The sequence below is a fragment of the Mesorhizobium sp. M8A.F.Ca.ET.208.01.1.1 genome (assembly GCF_004791315.1).
Taxonomy (GTDB): domain Bacteria; phylum Pseudomonadota; class Alphaproteobacteria; order Rhizobiales; family Rhizobiaceae; genus Mesorhizobium.
This window is the reverse complement of sequence record NZ_SRUT01000004.1, coordinates 130,495-143,430: the sequence shown is the minus strand read 5'-3', so window position 1 is coordinate 143,430 and position 12,936 is coordinate 130,495. Positions and strand designations below refer to the sequence as shown.

At 59.4% G+C, this 12,936-nt stretch carries 9 protein-coding genes; 5 read left to right on the top strand and 4 right to left on the bottom strand.

Features of this window, described 5'->3' with window-relative positions:
- Positions 1–114 precede the first annotated feature (114 nt).
- From EN851_RS20210 to EN851_RS20200, 3 genes are all read left to right on the top strand, one after another.
- Positions 115–636, top strand: a complete 522-nt coding sequence (locus EN851_RS20210; RefSeq protein ID WP_135929902.1) for a hypothetical protein — start codon at positions 115–117, stop codon at positions 634–636.
- Between the two features lie 123 nt (positions 637–759).
- Positions 760–1,188 carry a hypothetical protein gene (locus EN851_RS20205; RefSeq protein ID WP_135929901.1) on the top strand — a complete coding sequence of 143 codons (429 nt, stop codon included), beginning with the start codon at positions 760–762 and terminating at the stop codon, positions 1,186–1,188.
- Between the two features lie 51 nt (positions 1,189–1,239).
- Entirely contained in the window at positions 1,240–1,578 is a 339-nt protein-coding gene (locus tag EN851_RS20200) for a hypothetical protein (RefSeq protein ID WP_135929900.1), read from the top strand.
- A 1,724-nt stretch (positions 1,579–3,302) separates the two neighbouring features.
- On the opposite strand, the gene EN851_RS20190 is transcribed toward EN851_RS20200, so the two are convergent.
- On the bottom strand, positions 3,303–4,208 hold the full coding sequence (locus EN851_RS20190) for a hypothetical protein (RefSeq protein ID WP_135929898.1): 906 nt from the start codon (positions 4,206–4,208) through the stop codon (positions 3,303–3,305).
- Between the two features lie 157 nt (positions 4,209–4,365).
- Here EN851_RS20190 and EN851_RS20185 point away from each other — a divergent pair, with 157 nt between their 5' ends.
- Positions 4,366–5,367 carry a hypothetical protein gene (locus EN851_RS20185; RefSeq protein ID WP_135929897.1) on the top strand — a complete coding sequence of 334 codons (1,002 nt, stop codon included), beginning with the start codon at positions 4,366–4,368 and terminating at the stop codon, positions 5,365–5,367.
- Between the two features lie 549 nt (positions 5,368–5,916).
- Here EN851_RS20185 and EN851_RS37270 read toward each other — a convergent pair.
- From EN851_RS37270 to EN851_RS20180, 3 genes are read right to left on the bottom strand one after another with little or no spacing between them, the layout of a single operon-like run.
- A complete protein-coding gene (locus EN851_RS37270; protein WP_245454879.1) occupies positions 5,917–6,378 on the bottom strand; it encodes a hypothetical protein in 462 nt (153 codons plus the stop codon).
- Complete coding sequence (locus EN851_RS37715; RefSeq protein ID WP_245468412.1) at positions 6,347–7,252, bottom strand: shikimate kinase; 906 nt, start codon at positions 7,250–7,252, stop codon at positions 6,347–6,349. The genes EN851_RS37270 and EN851_RS37715 overlap by 32 nt, the downstream gene beginning before the upstream one ends.
- Positions 7,239–9,710 (bottom strand): hypothetical protein, encoded by a 2,472-nt coding sequence (locus EN851_RS20180; RefSeq protein ID WP_245455307.1) that lies wholly within the window; start codon positions 9,708–9,710, stop codon positions 7,239–7,241. The genes EN851_RS37715 and EN851_RS20180 overlap by 14 nt, the downstream gene beginning before the upstream one ends.
- A gap of 422 nt (positions 9,711–10,132) precedes the next feature.
- On the opposite strand from EN851_RS20180, the gene EN851_RS20175 reads away from it, so the two are divergent.
- On the top strand, positions 10,133–12,715 hold the full coding sequence (locus EN851_RS20175; RefSeq protein WP_126057614.1) for an EAL domain-containing protein: 2,583 nt from the start codon (positions 10,133–10,135) through the stop codon (positions 12,713–12,715).
- Positions 12,716–12,936 lie beyond the last annotated feature (221 nt).

The window sequence follows — 12,936 nt, the reverse complement described above, 5'->3', positions numbered from 1 at the left end:
TGGACATAACGGCAACCTTTGGCTCGAAAAGTTTGTTCGCCGGATATCTGGCTAGGCGGACAAGGGTTCAATTGAGCATCATGATTGAGGCGGGCCAGTAAAAAGGGGGGGCGGATGCCTAACCAGGTTGAAGACACTCTGGACAACGAATCTTCTGGTGGGGTGCCATTCGGCGGCACCATAAGCTCGCTGTTCCTGATGGCGACCCTGTCTCTCGGCGTGTATCTTCTTTATGAAAGCGCCACGAACGACTTCGTGCCGATGTGGAAGGCCGCGTATTGGGTTGCCACGATTGTCTCGCTGACTGTTAGTTTGGCATGGACAATCAGCCTTTGCGGCAGATACGGCCTTAGCTTGGGCCATATGTTTGGTGGCGTTGTTCTGTCGTCCTTAGCGGTTATTTGTCTAGTTCTTCTAGTTTGGATCAATCACCACGCACAGGGCGCTCCTGGGAACGGTGAGGTGCTTGTGGCGGTTCTCGCTGCTATATTCGGAATCGCCGCCCTGGGGATGAGTGTCATCAAAACAAACGTTGTGTTTGGCTTATTCCTGACAGCGGTCCAGCTAGCGTTCTCGCTGGTCCTTCTTCTCTTGCTGGTGCTGTTTGGGGCCATGATGTCCCGCAACGATCGTTGAATTGCATTCTGCCCTCGTGCGACAACAGATGTGTCTAGGCTGACCTATTATTCAGGCGAGAGGCGAGGACTGAGCTTGAGTGTAGAAATTGGGACGTTTGCACGTGCTCTTATGAGCGCTGCCATGCTGTTAATGATCGCCAACCAGGCGTTCGCCTTTGGCAACGATGATCATTGGGTCTCTGGCTCAGGGCAGGGTTTCGATGAGGCGATTATTACCCACGGTCCAGGCAATGAGATAATGGTGACATGCAATCGTGGGGCTACCAATCCCGGCGGCACCGGAATCACGATTAAAATCGCCGATCAGGAAATCAACGAGCCGCTTACGCTTATCTTTGACGGTTCAAAATCGCTCAGCCCGTACACGGGCGTTATCACCACCGACAACCGAGCCGGCATCTCTTGGTACCAAGAGGTTATGAAGCAACTGCGTAGCTCTCGATCGGTGAGTGTCGTTGTCCCCAACATCGATCCGGTCAAATTCACCCTCAAGGGAGCGAGGGCAGCTATCGGTGCTCCCTGTGAGCCCAGCCTGTGGCGCCAGCCTTAGCCCCGGCGTGGCCAGGATCAGCCTCTAGCGACTCTATGTTGGGATATGGATATGAAACTGGTTTGCGGACTCGTTTTCGCGATCGCTTTGGCGACGCCGGCTTTCCCTGCGGAAAAGGGTGGCCCTGTCGCTGGCGGTGAACTGAAGTTCGTCGCTGATTACTGCCACCTGACGCTGACGCCAGCCGGCAAGAGGTTTCTCGCCAAAACGTACAAGGCGAACCCTCACCTTTTTGACGCGCAATACGCTTCAGAGGAGAGTGGCTTGAGGTTTGACGACAATAACAAGCTTATGGACGAGCTGCCGTGTGAGGCTTGGTACGGCGACTACCTCAAGGGCGGATCATCATACCTGGGGTTTCAGCCTTTTGTAGAGATCGCACCGGAATAGCGGCCGCCCCACGCCTGAGAAAAATAGAGCCCGCCAGAGCTCGTTTCCGCTTCCTGGGTCCCCATGACCGCGCTCGGTATTCCCGCCTCCTGCAGCTCACCGCTTGGCCGATTTTGAGCTCATTTACGCCGACCCCGTGGCTTAAACATTTTCGAGGTTCAGGGTGCTCTTGTAATGGGGATCTGTACCCGTCGTCAGATTGGGAAATGATAAACTGAATCGTGACAAAACGAGGCCGATGGGACCGCCCTTCATCACCTTTGCATCGCAAAGCAGAAGAGGCCTTTTCCTGTTGGTGTCAAAGGAAACGCGCCCTCGCGGCCATTCCTCGTATTCGAAAGCATTCGCGATGACGCGCTCCAGGTGCGCGGTCCCGGACTTCCGCCATCTATTCCATGTGGTGTAGTGCCCGGAGCCATAGGTTATCATCTCGCCATATGGCTCCCCGTCAGCAACAAGACATGATGCAGCCAAAAGCCTGAGTTCGGCTTTCCATCTTACGCACCAGAAGATGCCGATCTGGCTGGTGAAGCAGTTGCTCGGTTCCAACGGGAAGCCCTCGTCTCGAAGTCGCGGCGAGTTCGCTCGCCTCTATAGATACGTTGGAACCGTCGAGGAATTTACACCTGGCCGCGAAAAACATGGTGTGTGGCTACAATGCCACGCTGGTCGGGGCCCTTGCGTTGCTGGCCAGCATGCCGGGGCGGGGTCCTCAACTCTGCCGCTTATCCTGGTTTCATGGCTATGCATTCCAACATGATGATCGTCGACGTTCAGTCCACTAAATCGGTGAGAGTATGGCTCGGGCGGATTATCGTGGCGGGCGTAGCGGCTCCATAGCCATCGTCAATCGACGGCGGAGCAACCTATGTCAAATCAAGCAGTTCAAGCCCAGCGGGGCGCTATGACGTTACAGCAATTCTGCGAATGGGCCGGCATCGGTCGAAGCCTCGCATACAAGGAAATAAGCTCCGGGCGATTGCGTAGCGTGAAGGTAGGGAAGCGGCGTCTCGTCATTTTCGACAGTGCTGTGGATTGGCTGCATTCCCTGCCGGAGGCAACGGCCGATCGGTAGGTGGGTGGAGCTTCGTTTTCGACCCAGGGTTATCACCCTAAGTTCACGGGGCGATAAAAAGAGACCTCTGTCGAATCCCTCTCTCCTTATCCCTCTCTTCTCAATCCTCTCTATCAACTCCTTTTCGCCTTTGGACCATCGGGGACGATCGCAGAGAAGATATGGCCAAAAAGGGAATCTGATGTCCGGCAGCCGACCACTGTCCCGCCAAGAACGGATCAACAATGAGCGTGACCGAGTTTTATCGTGGGCAGCTCAGGTCGCGCTGAGATGCGATAGGTTAAACGACGGGCATCACCTGAAAATTGGAAGCCTGAATTTCTATCCCTCAGGCGGCAAGATAACCCGCGATGGTGCGAAGTCAGCCGAGCCCGATAAGGGGGCGGAGGCGTTTATCAAACTGGTCGCGACTGAACGCGGCAAGCCACTTACCTTGGCTCCCGAGGTCGTGACTTCACCTAAGCTGACAAGCGTCCCGGCGGTCCAGTCGCTACCTCCGCCACTCAAAATCAGGATAGTCCGTTAAGCAAGATCGGCCTTCTTTACCGAAGTGGCACTTGTTTTAGTTCGCGATTTCAACGGGTTGAACAGACCCATTCTGCGTTTGCGCCGATCCTTGTCTGTGTTTTTCAAAAACGCAGGGCCGCTGTCAGAACAAAGGGTCCTCCGTGCGAGATTGCCACATCTTCAAGTAGACGTCGGTCCAGAACGCTTCGGCCGGGGCATCCCGGTCGGGGCGCCACGGAGCGAACGTGCCGGCAATTTGCGCGTCGTTCCTGGCCTGCCAAGATATGGAGCGAGAAGACCCGACCCGCTTTCCAGCGATTTCGCCTTGAGGCTCTGCGCGAATGCCGAGTTGATCGACGAGAGTCTTTCTGGGTCCGGTTCCGGGCAGACATATCTCAGGCGACAAGCCCTTTATCAGGTACTCAAACCACTTCCATTGGCTTTTCACTCTGGCTGTTCGCCGGAGTTCGATCTGGGGTTGCGTATGAGATGCATAGGCCGCTGGTTTGCACAACGATTGAACAGAGCCACGCGCCCAGCCTTTGAAGTCAGTCAGATATTCAGCCGGTATATGAAACTGCATGTGCAGATGTAGGCTTCTGCCCGGGGGGCGCTCCCAAACGTAGATGTACACGCGCTCAATGTCACGCTGTGAGCACCAGTCGCGATAACGTTTCATCCAAATTCCGAGAGCCCCAAACGCCGCGCTTTCGCCAAGGATACCTAGGTTGCCAAGCTGGAGAGTAAACTCGACATTCATGACCCGGCCGCTTAAATTTGCAAAGCAGACCGCGTCGAAGAGTTCGTAAAACTGGTCCTTAGTTATGTACCTGAGCTTCTCGCGTTTCGTTTCTCGCCGCCGCTTGGCAGACGGCGCGTCATAAAGAAGATCATCTTCGTTATCTCCCCAAATCGCGCGCTGCAGCTGGCTCCGAAAACCGGACCCATAGCCCTTGCCATAAGCAGGAGTGCCTCCTTCAAGGTCTGCCCAGGCTCGCTCATCCCCGTTAAGCTCGCAGTCGCTATCCTCGTTATCCTGATCGTTCATGATTATCTCCGTTCGGGTTGGCGTGCGAACGGTCGCACTTGCATGTATAAAGGCCAGACCGTTGGGCAGATAACCTTGGCCTAAATGAATACCCCGCTGTGTACTTATTGGGGACATCGGCGAATCCCTTCTCGCCAAATGGCGAGAAGGAGAAAAAATGCTACCTTATCAAAAGGCTACCCTGCCCATCCCTCCCCGTGAAGTCCTTGAGCGCTTTGAGTGTCATGAGCCCTTGGACACGCGTTTCCAGTCCTGCGCACGCCTGCTCCAATCCGTCTGGCGGGCGCGCAGGGGCTTCGGAGTCGGGAGCTATACAAATGGCCAGCAAATCTCTCGGCTGCTCGGAAGCCGACTGGAGCCTGCCGCCGCACGTGCGGGCGTCAACTACCTTCGACCAGATATCGCCAAGCTAACCAGGCGAGAAATCGCCTATCGGGAGCGCGGCGCGCTGATCGACGAGGCCCGCGCCTGGGAAAATCTGCTGAGTAGTTCAGCTCTCGTCTTCAACCTGTTCGGCGCTCTGAAGTTGGACACAGCCCTATCGAAAAAGGTTCTGAAGCAGGCCTTCGGGATCAAGGCCAAACAGGTGGATGGGATATATTTCGAGACCTCGCCAGGGCGAGGCGACGAGGCCTACATCGGCGATCATACTGCCCTGGACGTGCTGATCGCGTACACCGGTGACGACGGAAAGTCGTGCTTCGTCGGCGTTGAGGTCAAGTACTCGGAGTGCCGGCCCGGAACGTCGACTCCCGTCAAAGAACGGCACCTCGAAGTGGCCCGCCGCTCGAAGCTGTTCATTGATCCAGAGAACCCCGCTCTGCATCAAGCACCACTCCGCCAATTTTTCGCCGAGCATGCGCTTTGCTTTACGATGGTTCACGAGCGTCGTCATTTCGATCGAGGAGCTTTCGTCATCGTGTCGCCGTCGCTCAATTATGAAATGTCAACGGCGATCGATGCTTACAAAGGGCATCTGGCACCGTCAGGTACCGATGCGCTGCCCTTTGGCGCAGTCAGCCTTGAGGCGATTGTGACTGCCATATCCGACGGCGGTGACGCCGATCTGGCGGACAGGCTGCGCGAGCGCTATCTCGACTTCAGTCCGCTCTTCGACCTGATCGACGAATGGGATCCTGAGAACTCAAAGTTCGGGTAGAGGCTCCCTGCTGTGCGGCCGGGTCCAGCTCGGCCGCACAGCCTCATAATGGGGAAGCGCGTGGGGAAGAACTATTCGCGCCCGAATTTAGGCCGCAAGACCAGCAACTTAAGGGAATGATGTGGCGGAGAGGGAGGGATTCGGTTTCACGCCTATCCTGCTGAAAATGCTAATCTTTTCGCGCTTTTTGTTACGCAGTTTGTTACACTGCTACAACTGCGATTTACAATCGCTCTTTTGAGCTCGCCTGCCCAATCCATCTTATCTGTCGAAACCGACGCAATGGCGCGGCGGTGGATTGGGTCACTCTGTCATAGTATCCGCGCTTCATTAAGTTGACGATGCCGTTTAGACTCGGAGCTGATCCTTTCCGGTCGATCACCAGGATTTGGCGCGCGACCCGGCACCGGCGGTTCGTCTTTGTACGTTTGTGTCATCCAGGCCGGATCAACTCGGCCATCAGGCTTCTCACGACTTATGCATGCGTTTCCCACTTTTATTAGCATTCGGTGCGAACCCGCACCCTGCACCAAACCTGCGACGCCTAAGCTATCGTCCTCGACTTGAGCGTTCCCTGCTTCTCGTGGAAGACGCTAAATTCGCTCGTGCGTTATTGCCGGCCAGCAAAGGCTGCGGGTCGGCGGTGAGGGTGTCGAGGAGCGGCGGCCGTTCCCTTTCACTCAATAGTGCCGCCGGCGCCTGGATGGTTTCCACGACGCCGCCCCCGCAATCGTAGCCGTTGTGATGATCATCGTGCATGCGCTGAGCTGTTGGGGACATGCTGATGGCGGTGCCGGAAGCACCGGAGACATGTGATATCTCGGCAGCGGGCAGAGCGGCTTCTCTGTCGCTGCACAGGAAAGCGTAGAGTTCCTTCACGCAAATGCGGGCGTCCTTCTTGTCTTTTTGAAAGGGCGGGACGAGGGGCAACCTGATATCGGCCTTTTGGTAGAACGGACTGCGCTCTTCGTACAGCTGGTCAACCTTCTGCTCGATGTCGGCGCCTTGCAGCAGCGGCCGGCTGGTGTCCCTCTCGAGGCGCCTGCGGAGCTCTTTCAGCTCGGGTGTCGAGCCAGATCGACCTCGCCTTATTAAGAATCAGGGCTTGATTGGACTCCTTGCCAAAGCAGCCGCCGCCGGTTGCGATGACGATGGGGCCTCTCTCCAGCTGCTTGGCGAGCTCTTTGGTCTCCAGGTCCCTGAAGTGCGCCTCGCCACGGCCAGGGTCGGCGAACATCTCCATCAGATTGCCGTGATCGGCGACGATATGCTTATCGATGTCGACAAACTCCACCCCCAACTCCTTGGCAAGCTGGGCGCCGATGGTCGACTTGCCGCTCGCCGGCATGCCGACGAGCACGACCGGCCGCGTACCGAGGGCCGCGAGGATCTCGCCGGCTTGCGGCGAGCGAGCGACCGCAATCTGTTGTCTTGCGACGATGGGCGACCTGGAGGTCCCTGCCGCCCTCGACCTGCTTTCTCCTGACGAGTCCCAGTGTAATATCTCCCAGGCACCACGGGGAATGGGGACTAGCTGTGAGCTCTGCGCGCGGTGCGCGAGCTCGGCCCGATAACTGGCCGGCGTAGGGAACTCGACCTCGAAGCGATAGTTCTGCGCGGTTCTGAACGCCGTGTGAACGCCGCGTAACCGCGGCCTGTCCATCCTGATGACCCAGTTGGTGGTCTCGACCTCGCTGCAGTCCCGCTCCTCGAAGGCCAGTGCCGCCTTCCTGAAGGCGCGCGTAAAAGCCTCGTCCGGGATCTCGAAGACATGGCGCACGGCATTGGTGACCAGTTGGGCCTCCGGCGCCGTGCTCACGCTCTGGCCGGTCAACTCGTCGGCTATCCAGACCTGCCCGCCCGACCGTTGGTCAAGATGCGGCACCTTCACCTCGATGCCGTCCTGCCGCAAAAGCTCGGCAACCGCATGCACAATTTTTGGTAATCGCGCTTTCTTGCGCTTCGGCGGGGGCGGCTTCGAGCCTGGCCCGCTCAAGGGCCTGTTCGCTGCTCAGCGTTATCGTGCTGGCGCGGTCGTCTTCGGCCGAGATTGCTAAGGCGCTGAGCAGAATGCGCTTTTCGACGGCGAGTCTGATCGAGGCCTCCATGACCGATGCCGCCAGCGTGGGGTTGTCCTTCAGATCCGCCAGGCTGCCATCGACGTCGAACCGGCCCTGGTGGAGCTTTGCCGCCTGCGCCTTGACATATGGCGCCGACTTGAAGCCCGGCCTCTGCTCCAAGAGCCGCTGCAATTCGGTGGTTTTTTGCATGAACACCCGCGCACCGGTATCGGACTTGTAGGCGTCAGTGCCGACCTTGATGCCGACGCTCAACAGATTGATGGCGCTTTCATGCAGCTTGACTTCCGACTGCTCATGAGCCGGCTCGCTATTGAGCTGCAGGTTCCAGTCCTGGAGCTCGGCCACTAACAACGCGGCCAGTTCGCAGGCCACCGGATGCCTGGCGGCCTTGCTGTCTTCCCTCGCCCTGGCGATGAGCTCATGGAGGGCCTGGCCATCCGGCCGATCTTCCTGCAACAGTGCGCGGATGTCGGCCTTGAGCTCATTATGAATGCCCTCGTAGGTGCCGAAGATGGCACGCTCGGCAAACCAGCGTTGCGCCTCCAGCGGCTGCGCCAGCACGTTGCGCTGCAGGCAGCTGTAGGTCTCCAGCACCAGCCCGGTGGCCGACAGGATCTGCTTGGACCGGGTGAACTGGTAGCCGCTTTTCTCAATGGCCGGCGTGTGCGACTTCGGCGGCTTCATCGAGGCGATGCCGCGCGCCTGCAGCTGCGCGTCGAACTGGCGCACATGCTCGTAAAGGCGAGGCTGGTCGCCAATGATGACGACGGTGTCGCCATCAAAATCGCCGTCGAGCATTTTTTGTTCGACGCTTGGAACCGCAACCAAAGAGCCGGGCGCGAACACCTCCGTCGCCTGCAGGATGCCGACGCACTCGAGCGCGGTGTCGGCCTTGACCCGGTCCTTTTCCTCCAGCCAGTACGAATGGCACTTTACGTCCTCGGCAGACATCACGACCCCGCGCTCGGCGAAGTCCGCCGGCCACATTTCGTCGGGCACAACGATCAAGATGCCTTTGGCAAAGAAGGTCGGATCGTCGGCGGCAAGCCCAGCCCCCGACCTGTGCGCGAAGTTGAAGCTATATTGGAAGGCCACGCACCGATCCAGGAACGCCGCGGTCCGGTCGCCATCGCGCGCCGACCTGACCCGGTCGGCGGCGAACGGGCGCAGGTTGGGCTTGTCATAGGGGGAGCGTCCGACAAGCACGCCAGCGTCACGGGTCAAGGTCTTGCTCTTGCCCGTCGGCACATGCAGGCATTCGTCGCTGGACGGCACGGCGATAGCGCTCGAACCCTCGATATGCCCGCCCGTGACCGTCCGGAACAGCTCCTCGGCGGTGAGGCTTTGATGGGTTTCGAGCCAAGCCTGAGCCTTCTCGCGGGTCTCCTGTGCTACCTCGACGCTACGCGGATAATGTTGCAGCGCCGAGGGCGGTACCGCCGATTGCCTTTTATCGGCATAGGCAGGCATCCGCTCGGGAGCGTCGTGGCGAGCCCGGGCAATGGACGGCATGCGCTCGGCCAGTGAGGCCCTAATGAAGCCGCAGCCGTCATGCGGCCGCAAGGCGATCTCGCCGTCTCGCCCCTCGAACCGGAAGGGATGCACTGCGCCTGCGGGATGGTCGGGCAGAAGGGACAGCTTGAAGCACCCTTCCAGCGCATAATCATGGGGGCCAATGTCGGGGATGCCCGGCGGCGCGGCAAATCCGCGGCGCTGGGTATAGTAATAGGCTTCCTTGAACGGCGCCCAGGCCCGCGACAGCTGCTCAAAGGCCGTACCCGGAGCCGTCTCGGCATAGGGGATCGCCAAAAGCTTGCCGCTTGGGGCCTCTGCGGCCGTGAAAGGCAGGTGAGAGGCAAGCTGGTTCAGGCTCTTTTGCGGCGGCTTCAGTTTGCTGCCGCCGAACAGGTCCATGCGGTAGGGCACGCCCTCCACGGTGAACGTGCGTGTCAGCATGGCTCCAGTCGGAGTTCCCTTTAGCTGCACCGCCACCACCTTCACCGCGCCCGAGGTCAAGCGGTGGAAAATGGAATAGCGCAACTCGGCTTCGCTGGCCAGCGGCCGGCCTTGCATGTCGACCACCGGCAGCCGCATCAGTCCGGCATCGCCTTGCGGCGGTCTCGGCTCGTGGTCCATGGCCTGAAGGACCCGATGGACATCGAAGCTGGAGGCTGCATGCTGGGCCTGGATCATCGATGCGTTCTGCGCCATGAAGGTGTCGAGCGCTTCGAGCGGCTCCTTCGCCTCGATCTCGGCGATCACGCTCGAGTTCGCGCACCGCCTCGGCGCGCGCCGCGGCGCTCCTTCCTCGGCTGATGAACACTGCCGATCATAGATTCGACTGCCAGCCTCAAAGCCCCATCGTCGTGCATAATATGGGCTGGCCTCGCTACATTCGAAGGGGATCGAAGGCCGATCCCACGGTGCGGTGAAAGAAGCTGCAAGCGGCTTCCAAGACTAGGTGCGAGCACCTCGATCTCATTGTAGGCCCGTCATCGGATCATATGGAAATCGGTGAGCTTCATCCGCCGGCCTTTTACAACGTGGTTTGGTCGATCCTCTAGGGGATTACGCAGTCTTAAGCCAGCATTAATACCTTAGACGCGACACTAGGAATACTTTTACTATTCGCTAAAGCTCGATGCTATTTGACGAGGACTGGTCTTGCGTTTGCAGTTTTCTAGATGAGAGGGCTAAAGGACATTAGCGTCGGGACCAAGCTCTCGTTGGGCTTTGGGCTGGCGCTGCTGTGCGTCGTGGCCGTGGGAGTATTTGGGGTCGCGCAACTGCGATCACTCAACAAGGTCACGAGCGAGATCACCAGCGTTTGGTTGCCCCAGGTCCAGATCGTCGGCGAGATGAAGCGCAACCTCGCGGAACACCAGCTCTATGCGACGTTGCGCGTGCGCACTGCCGAGGCTGCGCAGATAGCCGGCATTGAGAAGGAGATGGCGAGGGAAAGCGACGAAATACTGCAAGGTCGGCGCGCCTATCGCCGGAGTGCCGGATCGCTGGCCGAGCAGCAGCTGTTCGACCAGTTCGTCAACCTATGGACGGCCTACGAAGATTCCCTGACATCGATTTTCCCGCTCCTCGAAACAGGAGGGCGAACAATGGCTGTCAAGGAGTTCGAGACGGTATCGCTCCCGACCGTTGCCGCCGCCACGCAGCGATTGGACGACCTGCTGGCCCTCACCAACGAGCGCAGCACGGCCGCGGCGGTGATGGCGGACAGGACCTACACCGTTGCGCAAAGATTGACTTGGCTGGCAGTTCTTTTTGCCGCCGGGTGTCTTGGTGGGCTTGTCGCCTGGATACGCCACAATGTCAGCAAGCCGATCCTCGCCGTGACCGAGGCGATGCGTTGCTTGGCGCAGGGCGAGCGCCGTTCGAGTCTCATTGCGCTGAAAAGGGATCGGCAGGACGAGGTTGGAGTGCTGTTCTCGGCCTTTGCCGGCTACCGGGCCAGCCTGGAGCGCAGCGATGCCTTGGCCCGAGAAGCCGAGCTGGAGCGGCAGCAATTGGCCGCGGCCGCCGCCAATATGCCCGTAGGGCTTTGCATGTTCGATGCGGAGAGGCGGCTGGTTCTGTGCAACCAAAGCTACGCCGATCTCTACCATGTGCCGGAGCCCCTGACTCGTCCCGGCACGCCGTGGATCGATTTGATGCGGTTCCGGATCGCGGCGGGCCTCTATGCCGGCCATGACCCGGAAAAGTATGTGCAGCAGCTGACGGAGACCATCGATCGCGCAGAGCGGACGGTGAGCCTGGTGGAACTCAGGGACGGACGCACCATCGACCTCATCCATCAGCCACTGCCGGGCGGCGGGTGGCTTGCCACTCACCATGACGTGACCGACTTGCGGCGGAGCGAAGCCAAGATTTCATACATGGCGCGCCACGACGGACTTACCGAGCTTCCAAATCGCATATTGTTCCGCGAACGCGCCGAGGAGGCTTTGGTCGAGATGCGGCGTGATGGTAGCAAGATTGCTTTCCACTGCCTCGATCTCGATCATTTCAAGATGGTCAACGACACGCTGGGGCACCCGGTTGGCGACGCCTTGCTGAAGGAGGTCGCCGCCAGACTGAAACAGGTGGCCCGTGAAGGCGACACCGTGGCAAGGCTCGGCGGCGATGAGTTCGTGATCATTCAAACCGCGGTTGATCAGCCGGTCGAGGCGACAGCTCTTGCCCAACGGGTCATTGATGGGCTGAGCGCACCTTATGTCGTCGATGGCCACGGGGTTATGATCAGCGCCAGCATCGGCATCTCGATCGCGCCGGACGATGGCATTGACGCCGACCAACTTCTCAAGACCGGCGACATGGCGCTCTACCGGGCGAAGGCGGAAGGCCGCGGAACCTACAGGTTCTTCGAACCGGAAATGGATGCGCGCATGCAGGCGCGGCGGTTTCTCGAACTCGACCTGCGCGAAGCGGTGGTGCGGCAGCAGTTCGAAATCTACTACCAACCGCTCCTCAATCTCGACCGCGGCGAGGTCAGCTGCTTCGAGGCGCTGCTGCGCTGGCATCACCCGACGCGCGGCATCGTATCCCCGGGAGAATTCATCCCGCTGGCCGAGGACATCGGCCTCATCGTCCCGATCGGTGAATGGGTTATCAAGCAAGCCTGTCTCGACGCGGCAAGCTGGCCCGGTAGCATCAAGGTCGCCGTCAATCTGTGCCCGGCGCAATTTCGCAACGCGCGCTTGCTCTCCACCATCGTCGAGGCATTGGATATCTCGGGACTGCCCCCCAGCCGGCTTGAGCTTGAGATCACCGAGACAGTGCTGCTGGCCAACAGCCAGGCGACTCTCTCGATGCTGCAACATATCCACATGCTCGGCGTTCATATCGCGATGGACGACTTCGGAACCGGATATTCGAGCTTGAGCTATCTGCGCTCGTTCCCATTCGACAAGATCAAGATCGATCAATCCTTCATCACGGACGCCGGAGATATCGACAGTTCCGTCGCCATCATTCGAGCGGTCACGAGCCTCGGCAACAGCCTCGGGATGCAGACCACCGCCGAGGGCGTCGAGACCGTGGAGCAGCTGGAACGGGTCCGAAGAGAAGGCTGCACCGAGGCGCAGGGCTTCCTGCTCAGCCGCCCGCTGCCCGCGCGGGACATCCCCGCGATGCTGGAGCGGACCCGCGCCGTGGTGGCGGGCGAGATCATTGAGACCGAACCCGAAACGTCAGGCGAGCGAGACACGGACAAGCCGGGCAGGCGTCGCAGTAGGGCGTCTGTCCCCGCCTAACCGGGATGCAAGCGAAAAACAGTGCCAACGAACATGAGTTTGCCGGCCTAGTTCAGGCCGCCACTCGGATCATGTCGATAGCGGGTGTGTAGGTCGGCGCGGCTCGAAATTAGGTGTGCTGAGCGCCGGTCAAAGTGGGATTAGCTTGTCATATCGATTATGGGATCCAGGTTGAACCCGACTTGCAGGACTCTGCTCGTAACCGAGCAGATCAACCTCAC